The sequence below is a fragment of the Aestuariivivens sediminis genome, assembly GCF_022662105.1.
GTDB lineage: Bacteria > Bacteroidota > Bacteroidia > Flavobacteriales > Flavobacteriaceae > Aestuariivivens > Aestuariivivens sediminis.
Genome location: NZ_JAKMCP010000003.1, coordinates 546,297 through 562,836, shown reverse-complemented (window position 1 = coordinate 562,836; position 16,540 = coordinate 546,297). Strand labels below are relative to the sequence as shown.

The following is a 16,540-nucleotide window of genomic DNA, read 5'->3' as shown; positions in this document are numbered from 1 at the left end:
TTAGTGATTGTGTCCCGCGTGCATATCAGGATTTATATCTTTCGGTACTTTATTAAAGTCTACTGCTTCCTTGGGTTTATCCATATTAATTTGGCTAAGGTCAACATCAAACAATTTAGCGTAAAACAGATCAAAAGCTATATAGGTCGCCAAATATTTGTCCTTAATCGCTAGACTATATTGCGAAGTTAATGGTGTTCCAAACAGTTTGGGACTCATACTTTTGGTTGAAACCAAGGCATTGAGTGTTACCTTTAAATCGTTACTTTGAATGTTATCTGCAATACACTTAAAAAAAGGGCTGTTATAGTTTAAATGACTTTTTGGTTGGTTCGCGTCCCATAGAGTATTGTCTTTTTTTAGAGCTTGAAAAACATTAACGGTATGCGGGGACAAAATATCAACATATTTTGCACGGTTATATACGGCCTCTCTTACAAATTGCGAATAGGCTCTTAGTTGATTTGGTCTGTCTGTACCATAAAATTTCAGGATATCATTTTCAAAGGTGTAAAGGGCTTCATTATATAATTTAGTATCCATATTTTCACAGTTTATAACCATACCCTTGTCTGAATACTGATAGTCATTGAAAGGTTGTTCTTTTTTGCAGCCCATTAAGTTTAGTGCTAATAAAAAGGCAATTACATTAATTTTTGTTTTCATCATATTGTTCTTTTTTTAAACGTTCCTTTTCGATTTCTTCCGAAAGTCTGTATTCTATTACAGGTTCTATTAAAGTTTTTCGTGACTTCCTTTTTACAAAAGGATAAAGTTCTAAGTCGTCTTTCATGTGATCTTTGGGATTAGGATATTTATTCGTACCTACTAGAACTTCGTGACCATGTATAAAAGCGTGTAGTTCTTTATGCGCGCTTTCCCTTATTTTTCGTTGAATAGTACCCTCTTTTAGCTGTTTCAAAAAGCCTCCATTAGCTTCAATGTTCTTAAAGAGGAGTAAGGCTTTATGAGCAAGTTGTTGTGTTAATGATTCAATGTAATAAGCACCATCACATGGATTATCAACAACTTTGAAATAACTCTCGTGTTTTAAAATTAATAACTGGTTTCTGGCAATGCGCTCACCAAATGGATTACTCTTATGATAAATAGAATCATAGGGTAAATTCGAAATAGTGTTTGCACCTCCTAAAATGGCGCTCATACATTCTGTTGTGGTTCTCAACATATTGGTGTTGTAATCATACAGGGTTTTGTTACGCATGGTTGGTGTAGCCAATATTTGGCAATCGAAAGGTATACCATACTGAGAGGCCAATGAGTTCCATAGTAACCGAAGCGCTCTTAATTTGGCGATTTCGAAGAAATAATTCGACCCGATTGCCACATTAAACAGTATTGTATACGGTTGCTTAAAAGATGGATTCCCAGCATCACTTTTAGTGCTATTTAAAGAATTTAGGTATTCGTTGGCATGAGCCAGACTATAAGCCAATTGCTGTACCATGGTAGCTCCAGCATTTTGGTATCGCGATGCATTAACGGAAAACGAATGTGTAACTTCAAAAATATTTATGAATTGCAGAAAATCATGATTAAAGTTATTGAACCAGTTTCCTGATTTTACTAAATGGCCAATGATATCATTATGGAAAAGGATTGATTTCGGAGCAGAGGCAATCAATTTATTCACAAAATCGGTGGAAAGAAATTGAAGGTCAAATTGAATAGAGATGTCATCTAAACGGATATCTTTTAATAAGGATTCAATAGATATAGAATCTGATGGGACCTTAAAATTGATGCTTTCGGCACCATGTTCTATTGCATTTTTTGCCCATAGATTTGATTTTTCAGCATCTTGAACAAAAATGGTCTCACAAATCTTCCATTGACTGGCCTTTGTGTTCGAGATTTCTGGAAGTTCACTGAAGTCATCAGCATGATAAAAGGGTTTTACATCAATATCCTCAATGGTATTCCAAATGAGCGTGTTATTATAATCTGCCCCTTTGAGATCGAATTGAATTTTTTGCTTCCACTGTTTAGCTGAAACTTCGGGAAAATCATCAAATAATTGTTTACTCATTTTGTTTGGCCTTTAAACTGTCCTCGTATTCAATTATATAGATTTCTTCGTTCTCACGTTTCATATAATATTCTTCTCTTGCAAATTTTTCCAGACCATCTTCTGTTTTTAAAGTTTCAATAGCCTTATTGTCCGTTTCAATTTCTCTTTGGTAGTATTCTTTTTCTGCCTCTAACGCTTCAATATCATTATTTAATTCATTGTGAATAAACCATGAATTGGCATCAAAGAAAAGCATCCAAATAACAAACCCAATTAAAATTATCACAAACCAGTTTTTAAAAGGATTTAAATATTTTTTTTTAAAAACCCCCATGTTACAATCTGTTATTAATAATGGTTTTTACAATGTCTATGGCCACCGTGTTATATTTATTGTTGGGAATAATGATATCGGCATATTCTTTCATTGGTTCAATAAATTGATCATGCATTGGTTTTAGTGTGGTTTTATAACGAGTAAGGACCTCATTTAAATCCCTGCCACGTTCTGAAATATCACGTTTTAAACGCCTGATTAACCGTTCGTCCGTATCGGCATGTACAAATATTTTAATATCGAATATTTTGCGTAACTCAGGATTTGTTAAAATTAAAATACCTTCAACAATCATAACTTTTCTAGGATGTGTTAAAATGGTATCCCCGGTTCTATTATGTTTAACGAATGAATAAACAGGTTGGTATATGGGACTATTATTTCTTAATGCTTTTAAATGGGTTTCCAATAATTCAAAATCTATAGATCTTGGATGGTCGAAATTTATTTTCTCTCGCTCTTCAAATGGTAAATGAGTGGTATCTTTATAATATGAATCTTGAGAAATTACACCAACCTCACCTTCAGGAAGTTCGTTAAGAATTTGATTGACAACTGTTGTCTTTCCACAACCTGTACCACCAGCAATTCCAATAATTAACATAATTTGTAGTTGAATTAGCTTTACAAAGTTAGTTAAATGAAAAATCTTATTTTTTAATTTTCGAAACTTCTTCTTCAGTAATCATTTTGTCATTTTCATTACCCCAGCTATTGGTAATGTAATTCATGACATCGGCAATCTCGTCATCAGCTAAACCCAGAGGAGCCATGGTATTATTAAATGTTTTTCCATTGACAATGATTTCACCTTCTGCACCATATTTAATGGTCATTATACTTTGTACACGATTTTTCATTAAAAAATCCGATTTAGCCAATGGAGGGTATTCACCATCAACACCTTCACCATTCGGTAAATGACATGTCACGCAAAAATCGCTATAAATGTCACTTCCCCTTTTTATACTTTCTTCCAGGATTGGATCTTGGGTGATGTTAAAAATAAATGCTTGAAGGAGTAAAAAGCAAAACAAAAAAATGAATTTCATGCTTTTTATGATTCGTTAGGAATTATTTTTACAATGCCTTTACCTTCAACAGCAACGTAAATATAGCCATCTGGGCCTTGAATTACATTCCTAATCCGCCCTAAATTTTCTATTAACTTTTCCCGTTTTACGACTTTGTTATTTTCTAAAACCAAACGTTCCAAATAGGAAAATTTCAGAGATCCTACCAAAACGTCTCCTTTCCAATCGGGATAAACATCAGAAGATACAAAGGTCATACCGCATGGCGCTATGGATGGCACCCAATAAAATAGGGGCTGTTCCATGCCTTCTTTTTCTGTGATTTCAGTAAAAGTCGTTCCGTCATAATTAATGCCATAAGAAATAATGGGCCAACCATAATTTTTTCCTTTTTTAATAATATTGATTTCGTCACCGCCTCGAGGACCATGTTCGTTTTCCCAAATCTCTCCGGTCATTGGATTTGTAGTCAACCCCTGAGGATTTCGATGCCCATAACTATAAATAGCTTTTTTGGCATTTTCATCATCGAAAAAGGGATTGTCTTCGGGAATGCGGCCATCATCATAAAGCCTGTAAATTTTACCTCCATCGCGTGTAATATCCTGCGGGTTAACATCTCTATTTCCACGATCTCCAACCGAAAAATATAAATACCCTTCATTGTCAAATGTAATTCTGGAACCCCAATGTTGCCCTTTTTTGGTATTGGGTACTGCCTTGTAAAGTACTTCTTTGTCAACCAAAGTGTTTTCAACCAGTTTGGCTCTCATTAAAGTTGTATTTCCTCCATCTCCATCTCCGTCAGCAGAGCCGTAAGTCATATAAATCCAGCCGTTAGTTTCATAATCAGGATGTAGTTTAATGTCTAAAAACCCACCTTGACCTCGAACATAAATTTCCGGAACTTCTTTTATAGAGGTTTTCATACCATTTTTAAAATGTATGAGTTCACCAGATTTTTCAGTGATTAACAGGCTTTTATCAGGTAAAAATGCCATACCCCATGCAATAAGGATATCCGGCACTACAATTTCTGTCGAATATTTAATATCAGTAGGTGATTCGGCTTTAATCAAGGACTCATTTTGTTGCGCACAGGCAATACAAGTAGAGGAAATAATAAAAATGAGTATCGTTATTCTTTTCACAGGATTTATTTTTTTCATATTCAAAGTTAAATATATTTCATTAAAAAGTATAATTGAATTTTATTCCTGAATAATAGTTAACAGGATTTCCAGGGTAATAATACCTCGGCGCAGTGCCTCCAAAGCCCATAGTGTTAATTAATATTTGCGATGCATATTTCTCATTAAAAATGTTATCCAATCCATAAAATAAGTTAAAATTGAACTTTTTATCTATGTCGAATTTATAGCCAATTTTTAAATTGGTAAGGGTGTAACCCTTTGAATATAAACTATTACTATCTGTTATAGGCATGCTACCCACATATTGAAAGTTGGTATGGCCATAAAATCCTAATTTGGTTTCGAAATCAACACCTGCATTAAAGACATTCCTCGGAACGCCGGTGAGTTCATTGCCCGAATAATTAGCATCATTGTCTGTAAATTCTTTGAATTTATAGTCGTTCAATGCATAGTTGACAAAGGCTCCTAAGGTAAACGGTTCACTGTTAAACCATTTATAACTTAAACTCAACTCCAGACCATCATGTTGAGTACGCCCGGCATTTATGCCTATATATTGATCTTCAGCTGTTCTTCTGGAAACCAATAGGTTTTTTATATTTAACCTATAAATAGCCAGATTGAACAGCAGTTTGTTATGGATTAGCGCACCCCGTGTTCCAATTTCAAAATTCCAGCCAGTTTCAGGTTTCAGGTTTTGATTTATAAGTCCGTCTGGCAACAAGGTCTCTTGGAGTGTTATGGGTGAAAATCCGTGACTTATGTTTGTGTAAAAGGAGAGATGTTCTGAAAATAAATGTGACATTCCAAATTTTGGAGATACAATACCTTTAAACTTGAAGGATCCTGATTGGTCAATATCTTCAGTATTTGAAAGAAAGCGATCATCTAATCTATAGGACGTGTTATTATAATTCAAGCCTACGGAAATCATTGTTTTTTGGGTGAGATTATAATTGGATTCCAGAAATAAATTACCATATTTTCTTTTTTCCTTAAAATGGGTCAGTTGTTCACCTTGGACACTTCCAGTACCATCAGGAAAATCTTGATACAAATTGTCATAGGTCTTGTATTTATAGATATCCCGATACACTTCAGCGCCAACAGTCCAATCTAATCGTTTCTCAAATATTGCAAAATTTCCGATTAGGCGACTTCGAATTCCTATGGCAAAATTATTTTCGTCCAAAACATCAAATGGCCTGGGTTCAAAACTGTTTTTGAAGGATGAAAACAGACTTGTACTATGTTTTAGATTGGCATGATATTGGTGCTCCCATGAAAGTCCAAAAATACCTCTTCGGGTATCTTCGAAACCTTGGGCTTGTTTCCAGGTATAAGCGGCAGCAGATGGATTATTTAGATAGGTGTCTTCGTCTAACGAGCTTGGTATGAATGCCTTTAAATCTATATAGCTCAGCAAAAAGAATAGAACATCTTTTTCCCCGATAAAATGATTCGAGTTTAAAGTTATGGTTTGTCTATCATATTCATTATTGTCTCGATATCCGTCACTATGTGTATTACTATAAAAGGCTTTTAAACTATGATTTAAACCACCTGCATTTATTGCAATAAGTCCTTTCTTTAATCCGAAGGAACCAACAGACAACTCGCTATGTATTGCAGTATTGTCAAGATATGCGCTTTGTGGGGTAAGATGTATGGATCCTCCCAGACCTGCTCCAAAAATGCTAGAAGCCCCTTTAACAATTTCAATACGTGAAATTGCCGCAAGTTCAAAATCTTCTATATTGGTTTCTCCACTACCATTAGTAAGTGGGATATCTTTAAAATAAGCTCTAATTTTAGCGGTACCAAACAGGTTTCTCGCCCCTATACCTCTTATCGTAATTCTATTGGTATTAAGCGCTCCACTTTGCATAAAAATGCCGGGAACCTTATTTAAAACTGGTGCTAAATTGAGGTCATTGGATCTTTTCAAGTCCTTAGAGGAAATGATCTCTGTAGTAATCACCGATTTTTTCAACCGTTTTGGTAATGGATTTGTATTTATAATAACTTCATTTAATTCAGAAGGGTTTACATTTAGCTGTATTATTTGAAAGGAGCCGGAAATTTTTAACACTTTATCTTGATACCCCGTTTTTTTAAAGATATAGGTGCCGGTCTCACTGACTTCAAAAATTCCTTGATCGTTTGTTTTAAAACCCTGATTATTGGATTGGTTTATGATATTAACGTCCAATAATGTGACACCGCTCTCTGAATCGATCACTTTTCCTTTTAACACGTTTTGCGCAAACGTGGTGTAGGGTAAAAGAAAGATTAGAAAAAAGAGCTTATTCATGATAATTTCTTACTTAGAATTTCCTGTGTTTAATTAAGTGCACTAAAATTATATTAAAAAATATAGTCTATAGGTTATGTTAATATAATTTTAGCACAAGAAACGGATTTATAATTATTTATTTATATTTGCAGCCCTTTAAGTTATGCCAGATACGATTGTAGAGGCTTTAGAAGCTTGTATGGTACATGTGTTTAACATCAACTTTTTGGGTTTGCTAGTTCTTTGGTGAGACATTTAGTTGGGAAAAGCGTGTTGGCAGTTTTGTATGGTGTAATTATGGTACAAGTAAACCCCGGTTATTTTGTGACACATGAGATTGGGGAATATCATAGATTTTTTTCACCTATTTAGTAAAGGGGAAACTTTCGGGGTGTAGCGTAGCCCGGTTATCGCGCCTGCTTTGGGAGCAGGAGGTCGCAGGTTCGAATCCTGCCACCCCGACCATAAAAGCCGAACATTTTGTTCGGCTTAATTTGTTTGAACGCGATTGAAGCTTGCTTGTTAATCGAAGTGAAAACAAATAATTTGAAAAGCAAAGCTTTTCTTCTTTTATGAGCAACAACCCTTTTTCAGGATCAACCTTGTTAATCCTGCTACCCAACTATAAAAGCTGAACGACAGTTCAGCATTTTTTGTTTGAACAAGGTGAAAACTTACTTTGTACCGCATTCAAAAAAAATAAAATAAAAAGTTGTGCTTTTAATCTTAACATAGAAAACTAACGATTATTTTTCAAATATTAGACTGTCCAAAAATAGAGTCTAAATTTTCCAGGAAGTTTAATAAAATTCCATAACATGCGTATATTAGTAAGTGTTAATTTAAAACACATTTGCCTTTAATTTTATGAAATATAAATGTATTATTTTCGATTGCGATGGAGTTCTTGTGGATAGTGAGGACATTTCAACGAGGATCCTCGTTGAAATGTCCAGGGTATTGGGAGCCGAAATTGACATGAATTTTGCGGTAGAATATTTTTCGGGAAAGTCACTAAAGAGCATTTTAGAATTTATTGAAAGTTTAATTGATAATAAACTACCAGGTCATTTTGAAGAAGAATTTAGAAGACAAAGTTTTAAGGCTTTCAAAACTGACTTAAAGCCAATTAAGGGCATATATAATGTGTTGGAAAAAATCACTGTTCCATATTGCGTTGCTTCCAGTGGACCTCAGGAAAAAATAAGATTAAATTTGACAACGACTGGATTAATCGAAAAGTTTGAGAATAAGATATTTAGCTGCTATGATATTGGAAGCTGGAAACCTAACCCAGAAATTTTTGAGTATGCAGCTACGAGTATGGGTTTTGAACCAAGTGAGTGTGTTGTAATTGAAGACAGCACTGCAGGGGTTAAAGCAGCAAAAAGAGGCGGATTTGATGTTTTTGGCTTTGCTAATCGTAACAATCATATTGAACTTGAAAATCATGGCGCTAGAATATTCTTCGAAATGGAAAAGCTCATTGCATTATTAAATGAACAATAAATATTTTTAAAGGCTATAATTTTGAATTTAGATTGAAAACTATGCTTTCCCGTTGACTTTCAAAAACTATATGAATATTAAAATAATAACAAAAGTAAAAGGGGTAAGGGACGTTTAATAAATGGTTTGCATATAAGGTTATATAGGATTTAAATCAATCTTTTTAAATATACTGTTCCTGATTTAGTATTCCTATTTATAATTCCAATCACATTCATCCAATGAAAATTCAAAAGTCAATGTCAAGTTCATTTATTTGTTGATGAAATTTCTAAACAATGAAAACTTTCACAATGAAATTTGAGCATATATGGGACAGTGATCCGATAAAAATAAATCGTTAAGTGTTTCAGCTAGTACCGCATATCTTTTTACCTTATTAACATTTCTCAAAAAAATATAGTCAATGAGTTTACGTTCTTCAAAAGGACGGTTATCAAAACCACAGGTTGACCAATCAGGGCCATAGGTAAAAACGGCTGCATTTTTAGAATCAATGAATGCATCTTTTTCCTTTGGCGATGTTAAGGTTTGAATTCCTTCCGATTCTGGAGTAAGATTAAAATCTCCAGTTAGAATAATTGGCATATCACCGGCCAAAGATATTGATTTTTGTTTAATCAATTTGGCACTTTCAATTCGTGCCTGTTTTCCAATATGATCAAAATGCGTATTAATCACAAATAATGTTTTTCCCGTTATTTTGTCTTTTAAAATTACCCATGTGGCAATTCTTTCAAGATCAGCATCCCAGCCTTTACTTACTTTATCAGGGGTTTGACTTAGCCAAAAAGTATCACTTTGCAATGCGTCAAATCGATCTTTACAATAAAAAATAGGGGCATATTCCCCTTTTTCTTTCCCATCTTCCCTTCCAACACCAACATAGTTGTACTTTTTTAAATTTGTTTTTAAATAACCAAGTTGGTTTACAAGTACTTCTTGCAAACCAATAATGTCAAGATCATAAAAATGTATCATCCGCACAATATTCTCTTTTCTATAATTCCAATTTTGATTTCCATCTTTAGGGTTGTCATATCTTATATTGAAAGACATGGTTTTTATATCTTGTTTTACTTGAGAAAATAATGGTGGCAAGAAAACCAATAAAGTGAACAGTACTGTTAGTATTTGCTTTTTCATAAGATGCATGCTTTTAAACGGTAAAGTATTTGATATATAAGGAGTTGTTATTAATTACAAATTAATTAAGTTTAAAATTAACAACGGATTGTTTGGATTTATTTACATTACACTATTTCGTGTATTTTAACCGGTCTTTTTTCTTTTAACGATTTAATAGCGGCTAGTCCAATTTTTAATGATTGTAAACCGTCATTGCCATCAACAGGGACTGGAGTATTCTTCAGCAGGCTATTAATATATTCGGACATCTCCGTTCTATAGGCCGCTTCATATCTCTCGAGAAAAAAGTTTAAAGGTAATGCGGCCTGCATACCTTTACTGTTATATAATCGATGAGAATCATGAAAATTATTATTAGCCTGTACCATACCTTTCGATCCGAAGACTTCTATTCTTTGGTCATAGCCATAGGCAGCTTCCCTGCTATTATCAATTATGGCCATAGTGCCATCTGAATAAGTTAAGGTAATAACAGCGGTATCAATATCACCGGCAATCCCTATCTCAGGATCTACGAGTACAGCGCCCTTTGCATAGACTTCCTCAACCTCTTTTTCAACAATAAAGCGTGACATGTCAAAGTCGTGAATCGTCATGTCTAAAAATAGTCCTCCAGATTTTTCTATATAACTAATTGGGGGAGCACCTGGATCTCTGCTGGTTATTTTAACGATGTGTGGTTGTCCAATAGCACCATTTTTTACAAGTTGCTGTACTTTTTTAAATTCTTTATCAAACCGTCTGTTAAAACCGAGCATGAGTTTAACATTGGTTTTATTAATGGTCGTTAATACTTCGGTTACTCTTTTAAGAGAAAGATCCAAAGGTTTTTCACAAAATATGTTTATACCTTTTTCAGCTGCTAATTCAACATAGTCGGCATGGGTATCTGTGGGAGAACAAATAACAACCGCGTCAAAAGGGGTCACTTTTAAGAGCTCCTCATAAGTATCTACCACAAAAGGAATACCTCTTTTGCGTGCATATTGTTGAGACGCATCCAAAGGATCCATAACGGCAACAACTTCAACATTATTTACCTTTAGCAAATTGTCCAGATGGATCTTACCAATGCGTCCTAATCCAGCGATAGCAAATCTTAATTTTTTCATCTATAAAGAGTTTATAATCCTAATGTTTTTATATAATCTCGGTTAGCCTGTGCACATGCTTTCGGGTTTCCCATGCCTGGTAAAATATCCTGCTCGACAACAATCCAACCGTCATAGTTTTGCTTATGCAGTAAATCGACTATCAATTTAAAGTTCACAACGCCTTTACCCAATTCACAGAACACACCTCTTTTTATAGCATCGAAGTAATCTCCGTTACTTTTCTTGGATAATGCCGCGGCATTAGGGTCGAAGTCTTTGAAATGAATATGCCATATACGGTCTTCATACATTTTTAAAGCTTCAAGAGGATCTCCTCCACCAAAAGCGTAATGTCCCATGTCGAGGCACAATCCTAATAAGTCCGGGTCTGTTAATTTTAACAGTTTTTTCACCTCTTTTGGGGTTTCCACGTAGCCCGCACAATGGTGATGAAAAACAGTGCGCATACTAAAGGTTTCTTTAACAACTTTTGCAATGTTTTCTGCTCCTTTGGCATAATTCTCCCATTGTTTCTTCGATAGTCCCATACCGGGTTGAATTCTTCCGGCATTTATTGTGCGTTCCTTAACAGAACCATTATCATCGGCAAGTATAATAAAGGCATTTTTAAAACCTGCCTGATACATTAATTCGGCTACTTTTAAGGCAGCAGTAATTCCCGATTTGTGGTTAGACACATCGGCCAGTCCAACCGGAACAAATGCGCCCAGTAACTCCAGGTTTCTTTTTTCTATTTCGGTTTTTAACAGTTCAGGAGATGTAGGCATAAAGCCCCAGTCTCCAAGTTCGGTACCCACATAGCCTGTTTCTTTAATTTCATCCAACACTTGTTCAAAACCAATTTCCTTTGATTTTTCTTCAAGGTCAAACTCCAGAGCTCCCCATGAGCAAGGTGCATTTGCTATCTTTATCATATTTGTTCTTTAAAATTTGCGAGACCATTTTTTTGGCCAGCGTTCAATAACAACTTTCGTTTGTGTAAAAAATTCAATAGCATGTTTGCCTTGACCATGTAAATCCCCAAAGAAGCTGTCTTTCCAGCCACTAAAAGGAAACTGTGCCATAGGTGCTGCAACCCCTATGTTTATCCCTATATTTCCAGCATTGGCCTCATTTCTAAATTTTCGCGCACTGGCACCACTTCCGGTGAATAAACATGCCATATTTCCATAATTACCACTATTTACAAAACTTAAAGCATCTTCAACGGTATTCATGGAAATTAAACTCATGACCGGACCGAAAATTTCTGTTCTTATTAACTCCTTGTCAAGAGCCACATTCTCTAATATGGTTGGTGCCAGGAAATTACCTTTTTCATAACCGGAAATAGAAGTTTTTCTGCCATCTAATAGAACATTTGCACCTTCATCGATGCCCTTTTGTATCAGGCCTTCAATTCGGGTCTTGCTATCTGCGGTTATAACAGGCCCCATATCGACACCTTGGTCTAATCCATATCCCGTTGTGCGTCCTTTTACCGTTTCATAAAGGGCTTCTTTAATTTTTCTGCTTTGGTCATCTACGGTAATAATGGTTGAAGCAGCCAGACAACGCTGTCCGGCGCATCCGTAAACAGAATCGGCAATTATTCTGGTAGACATTTCTATATCGGCATCGGGTAATACCACAACCGGGTTCTTCGCACCACCTTGGGCTTGGACTCTTTTTCCATTACTCGTTCCTTTGGAGTAGATGTACCTTGCTACTGGTGTGCTTCCCACAAAACTAATCGCTTTTATTTCAGGGTGTTCTAAAATAGCATCTACCGAATCTTTTCCGCCATGAACAAGGTTTACAAGACCTTTAGGGATATCTAACTGATCTATAAATTCAAAAATCTTCATCATGGTTAACGGTACCTTTTCAGAAGGCTTTATGATAAAACCATTACCTGTAGCAATGGCATAGGGCAAAAACCAGAAGACAATCATGCTCGGAAAATTAAATGGTGTAATACATGCGCAAACACCTACAGGTTGTCTAATCATCATTTCATCAATGCCCGATGCAATATCCTCTATAAAATCTCCTGCCATGAGCATAGGTGTACCACAGGCCACTTCAATATTTTCAATAGCCCTTTGTATTTCGCCTTTCGATTCGGCAAAAGTTTTACCAGATTCTTTAGTGATAATTTCAGCTAAGGATTCTACATTGGTTTCAATTAAGGATTTTAATTGGTATAAGACCTGTACACGTTTTATAACCGGGACATTTCGCCATTCGTTGTAGGCCTTTGAAGCAGACGCAGTTGCGGACATAACATCTTTAACCGTATCAGGTCCGAAAGGGACTTTGGCCAAAATGTCCTGGGAGGCAGGATTGAGTACATCCAGTGTTTCTTTAGAATTGCTTTCTATCCATTCACCACCTATATAATTCTTTAAAATATTCATTTTGTTTATTTATTTAATTATGATTCTCTTTAACTATTATGTCCTAACAATACATATATTAGAATGGTTACTGTACAAAGCCCAATAGAAAGAGGTTTGGTATATTTCCATTGGGTTAAATCCACGGCTTTAACATCTGTTATTTCATAGAGATTTTTTCTGGGGAAATAATAGGATACTACATACATGATAATCACATTCAAAATGAACTCTATACCCCAAAGATGAACAAAGTGAATGCCGTGACTGGTATATATAAATGACATGACAATGTAAAACGTTAGTCCAAACAACAGCGCTGTTTTGGCACCAGTTTCCGATACTTTTTTCATAAAAAACCCCGCTAAAAGTATAGAGGCAATAGGAATAAAAAAGATGCCATTCAGCTGTTGTAACAACTGATATAAACCATCAGAAGCATTCGCTACCATGGGTGCGGCAAAAATAGCGGCAATGGCCAAAATGGTTGATGTGGATTTTCCGATATAAACTAATTTCCCATCAGTTATATTCTTATCGATATGTCTTTTGTAAATTCCAACACTAAATAAGGTGGCAGCCGAATTTAGCACCGAATTGAACGTACTTAACACAGCTCCCATAATAACGGCAGCAAAGAACCCAATAAGCCATACGGGCAAAACTTTTTTAACCAATTCCGGGTATACCATATCTTGTTGGTTATAAAATGTATCCTGAAAATAGTAATAGCAAATAACTCCCGGGAGAATGATAACCAAAGGGATCAAAATTTTAAAAACACCGGTTATTAAGAGACCTTTTTGCGCTTCTTTTAAGTTTTTGGCTCCCAGGGCTCTCTGGATAATGGTTTGGTTCATTCCCCAGAAATACAGTTGGTTGATAATTAGTCCTGTAAATATGACTTCGAAAGGCATTACCGAATCTTTGGCCCCAATAACATTGAACTTTTCTGGTGCAAAATGGTAGACTTTTACAAGGCCGTCCCATACATTGTTATTGCCTATTTCGTATAAAGCCAAGGCAGGAATCAATAAGCCCCCAAGAAGCAGTCCAAAACCATTGATGGTATCCGATAGCGCGACTGCTTTTAATCCTCCAAATATCGCATAAATGGAACCAATAACACCAATAATAATAACTGTCATCCAAAGACCATCGGATTTCGAAACATTGAAGAGTTCTGATATTCCAAATAGACTTTCTAAACTTATGGCTCCCGTGTAAAGGACAATAGGTAAAAGGGTCACCACAAAGGAAACAATCAAGAATCCCGCAACCAAAGTCCTGGTCATACCGTCAAAACGGTTTTCCAAAAATTGTGGAATGGTAGTTAATCCCATTTTTAAATATTTGGGAATAAAGTAAATAGCCGCGATAACGAGTGCTATGGCCGAAGTGACTTCCCATGCTATAATAATAAAACCATTCACATAGGAATTTCCATTCATGCCTATAAGATGCTCCGTGGAAATATTAGTCAGCAACATGGATCCAGCGATAACAATACCTGATAAACTTCGACCACCAAGAAAATATCCTGTAGATGATGCTAAATTCGTTTTACGAAGGTAAAACCAGGTAAAAAAAGCAACCCCACCTGTAAATAAGATAAATGATATTAGTGTAATAGTTAAATTAAAATTCATAAATAATGGTTGGTTAGTTAAAACTTACAGATAATATTTTTGTTTACTTTTATTTTTATGATAGGTTTTTAATGCTTCTTTTACAGGCTTTTTTTCAGAAACCTCGGCAATAGCAACGTCCCACCAGGCAAAGCCGGGAACTGCCTTTTTTCTATCCACATCAATGTAAATTAAAGTCGTTCTTTCAATGGTTTTAGCTTTTTCAAGTGCTTCTTTTAATTCTTTTACATTGGATGTTTTTATCACATAGGCCCCCATGCTGGCAGCATTAGCCGCATAATCTATGGGTAACTTGTCGCCATCAAGTTGCTGTGTTACTTCATTCCTATACCTGTAATATGTACCAAAGCCTTCGCTACCAACAGCATTTGACAAACTGCCAATACTGGAGTATCCGTCATTATTAAGTAAGATGATCGTTATCTTTTGCTTTTCCTGAATGGAGGTTACTATTTCCTGAGACATCATTAGGTAACTGCCGTCTCCCACCATGACATAAATCTCGCTATCAGGCCTGGCCATTTTTGCTCCAAGTCCTCCGGCTATCTCGTAGCCCATACAGGAATATCCGTATTCCAGATGAAATCCTTTTGGATTGGAGGTTCGCCATAGCTTATGAAGGTCGCCGGGAAGGCTTCCTGCTGCACAAAGGACAATATCATCGGGGTTTGAGAAGGTATTTACGGCACCAATGACTTCTCCTTGAAAAGCAGGCGTATTATTTTTTTCCGCATAAATTTCAGAGACAAAAGCATCCCAAGACTGATTCAAAGCTTCTGTTTTTTTCTTATAACCTTGGGGTACATGATAGTCTGAAAGCTCCTCGTTAATAAATTCCAAAACAACTTTGGCATCACCAATCAATGGAATAGCCCCATGTTTGAAAGCATCGAATTCGGCTACATTAATATTAATAAATTGAACATCAGGGTTTTGAAAAGCCGATTTGGATATTGTTGTAAAATCACTATACCGGGTTCCTATACCTATAACGACATCGGCATCATTGGCTATTTCAATAGCTCCGGGGGTTCCTGTTACCCCTATGGCTCCAAGGTTTTGAGGTTCGTTATAGTTTAATGAACCTTTACCTGCATAGGTTTCTGATACCGGTATGCCGGTACGGTTAACTAAAGATTTTAAAACCGATGTTGCCCCACTGTATATGGTGCCTCCTCCTGCAATTATCATTGGTTTTTTACTTGTAAGTATGATGTCTATGGCCTTTTTTAACAACATTTTGTCCGGCATGGTTCTACCTATAACCCAAACACGCTTTTGAAACATTTCAACAGGAAAATCAAAAGCTTCGGCCTGAACATCCTGTGGTATACTTAAAGTAACTGCCCCGGTTTCAGCAGGTGAGGTTAGGACACGCATAACTTCGGGTAAGGCCGTTACAAGTTGTTCCGGGCGATTGATTCTATCCCAATATTTAGAGATAGGTTTAAAACAGTCGTTTACAGATATATCCTGAGATATTGAAGACTCTAACTGTTGTAATACCGGTGCTACTTGTCTTGTAGCAAAAATATCTCCAGGAAGCAGTAAAACAGGAATTCTATTAATGGTTGCTCCGGCAGCGGCGGTAATCATATTAGTTGCTCCGGGGCCAATGGAAGTGGTGCAAACAAATGTCTGCATACGATTTTTTACCTTGGCATAAGCTGCGGCCATATGTACCATAGCTTGCTCATTTCTTACCACGTAAAACGGAAAATCCGGATTTTGATGAAGGGCTTGTCCAATACCGGCAACATTTCCATGGCCAAAAATTCCCAAACAACCTGCAAAGAATGCGGTTTGCTCACCATCTCTTTCAACATATTGATTTTTAAGATACTCTATGGTGGCCTGGGCTACGGTTAGTCTTTTTGTTTTCAT

Annotated in this window: 14 protein-coding genes and 1 tRNA gene; 2 read left to right on the top strand and 13 right to left on the bottom strand. The window is 35.9% G+C overall.

Translation table 11 applies throughout. The annotated features are described in order from the left end of the window. The 7 genes from MR054_RS10490 to MR054_RS10460 are packed head-to-tail and all read right to left on the bottom strand — an operon-like array spanning position 1 to position 6,874. Positions 1-669 carry a hypothetical protein gene (locus MR054_RS10490; RefSeq protein WP_242157828.1) on the bottom strand — a complete coding sequence of 223 codons (669 nt, stop codon included), beginning with the start codon at positions 667-669 and terminating at the stop codon, positions 1-3. Next, the gene (locus tag MR054_RS10485) at positions 650-2,050 is read right to left on the bottom strand and encodes a methylmalonyl-CoA mutase subunit beta (protein WP_242157827.1); all 1,401 of its coding nucleotides are present in this window, start codon (positions 2,048-2,050) and stop codon (positions 650-652) included. Before MR054_RS10485 ends, MR054_RS10490 begins: the two co-directional genes overlap by 20 nt. Further along, a complete protein-coding gene (locus MR054_RS10480) occupies positions 2,043-2,366 on the bottom strand; it encodes an FtsB family cell division protein (protein ID WP_242157826.1) in 324 nt (107 codons plus the stop codon). The genes MR054_RS10485 and MR054_RS10480 overlap by 8 nt, the downstream gene beginning before the upstream one ends. Position 2,367: 1 nt before the next feature. After that, positions 2,368-2,973, bottom strand: a complete 606-nt coding sequence (gene udk / locus MR054_RS10475) for a uridine kinase (RefSeq protein WP_242085279.1) — start codon at positions 2,971-2,973, stop codon at positions 2,368-2,370. 46 nt (positions 2,974-3,019) lie between these two features. Continuing rightward, entirely contained in the window at positions 3,020-3,421 is a 402-nt protein-coding gene (locus MR054_RS10470) for a c-type cytochrome (RefSeq protein ID WP_242085278.1), read from the bottom strand. A 5-nt stretch (positions 3,422-3,426) separates the two neighbouring features. Next, positions 3,427-4,572 (bottom strand): PQQ-dependent sugar dehydrogenase, encoded by a 1,146-nt coding sequence (locus tag MR054_RS10465; protein WP_242157825.1) that lies wholly within the window; start codon positions 4,570-4,572, stop codon positions 3,427-3,429. A 22-nt stretch (positions 4,573-4,594) separates the two neighbouring features. Next, positions 4,595-6,874 carry a TonB-dependent receptor gene (locus MR054_RS10460; protein WP_242157823.1) on the bottom strand — a complete coding sequence of 760 codons (2,280 nt, stop codon included), beginning with the start codon at positions 6,872-6,874 and terminating at the stop codon, positions 4,595-4,597. A gap of 369 nt (positions 6,875-7,243) precedes the next feature. On the opposite strand from MR054_RS10460, the gene MR054_RS10455 reads away from it, so the two are divergent. Next, positions 7,244-7,321: transfer RNA gene (locus MR054_RS10455), tRNA-Pro, on the top strand. 402 nt (positions 7,322-7,723) lie between these two features. After that, the gene (locus MR054_RS10450; protein ID WP_242085275.1) at positions 7,724-8,365 is read left to right on the top strand and encodes an HAD family hydrolase; all 642 of its coding nucleotides are present in this window, start codon (positions 7,724-7,726) and stop codon (positions 8,363-8,365) included. Between the two features lie 288 nt (positions 8,366-8,653). Here the strand turns inward: MR054_RS10450 and MR054_RS10445 are convergent, their stop codons facing one another. From MR054_RS10445 to iolD, 6 genes are all read right to left on the bottom strand, one after another. After that, positions 8,654-9,511 carry an endonuclease/exonuclease/phosphatase family protein gene (locus MR054_RS10445; RefSeq protein ID WP_242157821.1) on the bottom strand — a complete coding sequence of 286 codons (858 nt, stop codon included), beginning with the start codon at positions 9,509-9,511 and terminating at the stop codon, positions 8,654-8,656. Between the two features lie 107 nt (positions 9,512-9,618). Beyond that, positions 9,619-10,626 carry an inositol 2-dehydrogenase gene (gene iolG / locus MR054_RS10440; RefSeq protein WP_242157820.1) on the bottom strand — a complete coding sequence of 336 codons (1,008 nt, stop codon included), beginning with the start codon at positions 10,624-10,626 and terminating at the stop codon, positions 9,619-9,621. Positions 10,627-10,637: 11 nt separating this feature from the next. Beyond that, on the bottom strand, positions 10,638-11,543 hold the full coding sequence (locus tag MR054_RS10435) for a sugar phosphate isomerase/epimerase family protein (RefSeq protein WP_242157818.1): 906 nt from the start codon (positions 11,541-11,543) through the stop codon (positions 10,638-10,640). A 9-nt stretch (positions 11,544-11,552) separates the two neighbouring features. After that, positions 11,553-13,028 (bottom strand): CoA-acylating methylmalonate-semialdehyde dehydrogenase, encoded by a 1,476-nt coding sequence (locus tag MR054_RS10430; protein ID WP_242157817.1) that lies wholly within the window; start codon positions 13,026-13,028, stop codon positions 11,553-11,555. 29 nt (positions 13,029-13,057) lie between these two features. Further along, positions 13,058-14,656, bottom strand: a complete 1,599-nt coding sequence (locus MR054_RS10425; RefSeq protein ID WP_242157816.1) for a solute:sodium symporter family transporter — start codon at positions 14,654-14,656, stop codon at positions 13,058-13,060. Between the two features lie 24 nt (positions 14,657-14,680). Further along, the gene (gene iolD, locus MR054_RS10420; protein WP_242157814.1) at positions 14,681-16,540 is read right to left on the bottom strand and encodes a 3D-(3,5/4)-trihydroxycyclohexane-1,2-dione acylhydrolase (decyclizing); all 1,860 of its coding nucleotides are present in this window, start codon (positions 16,538-16,540) and stop codon (positions 14,681-14,683) included.

What these genes read in the sequence shown, in the direction of transcription:
- iolG (WP_242157820.1), bottom strand. Translation starts at nt 10,626, where the DNA reads ATGAAAAAATTAAGATTTGCTATCGCTGGATTAGGACGCATTGGTAAG.
- MR054_RS10480 (WP_242157826.1), bottom strand. Translation starts at nt 2,366, where the DNA reads ATGGGGGTTTTTAAAAAAAAATATTTAAATCCTTTTAAAAACTGGTTT.
- MR054_RS10460 (WP_242157823.1), bottom strand. Translation starts at nt 6,874, where the DNA reads ATGAATAAGCTCTTTTTTCTAATCTTTCTTTTACCCTACACCACGTTT.
- MR054_RS10465 (WP_242157825.1), bottom strand. Translation starts at nt 4,572, where the DNA reads ATGAAAAAAATAAATCCTGTGAAAAGAATAACGATACTCATTTTTATT.
- iolD (WP_242157814.1), bottom strand. Translation starts at nt 16,540, where the DNA reads ATGAAAACAAAAAGACTAACCGTAGCCCAGGCCACCATAGAGTATCTT.
- MR054_RS10485 (WP_242157827.1), bottom strand. Translation starts at nt 2,050, where the DNA reads ATGAGTAAACAATTATTTGATGATTTTCCCGAAGTTTCAGCTAAACAG.
- MR054_RS10435 (WP_242157818.1), bottom strand. Translation starts at nt 11,543, where the DNA reads ATGATAAAGATAGCAAATGCACCTTGCTCATGGGGAGCTCTGGAGTTT.
- MR054_RS10450 (WP_242085275.1), top strand. Translation starts at nt 7,724, where the DNA reads ATGAAATATAAATGTATTATTTTCGATTGCGATGGAGTTCTTGTGGAT.
- MR054_RS10430 (WP_242157817.1), bottom strand. Translation starts at nt 13,028, where the DNA reads ATGAATATTTTAAAGAATTATATAGGTGGTGAATGGATAGAAAGCAAT.
- MR054_RS10470 (WP_242085278.1), bottom strand. Translation starts at nt 3,421, where the DNA reads ATGAAATTCATTTTTTTGTTTTGCTTTTTACTCCTTCAAGCATTTATT.
- MR054_RS10445 (WP_242157821.1), bottom strand. Translation starts at nt 9,511, where the DNA reads ATGAAAAAGCAAATACTAACAGTACTGTTCACTTTATTGGTTTTCTTG.
- MR054_RS10425 (WP_242157816.1), bottom strand. Translation starts at nt 14,656, where the DNA reads ATGAATTTTAATTTAACTATTACACTAATATCATTTATCTTATTTACA.
- MR054_RS10490 (WP_242157828.1), bottom strand. Translation starts at nt 669, where the DNA reads ATGATGAAAACAAAAATTAATGTAATTGCCTTTTTATTAGCACTAAAC.
- udk (WP_242085279.1), bottom strand. Translation starts at nt 2,973, where the DNA reads ATGTTAATTATTGGAATTGCTGGTGGTACAGGTTGTGGAAAGACAACA.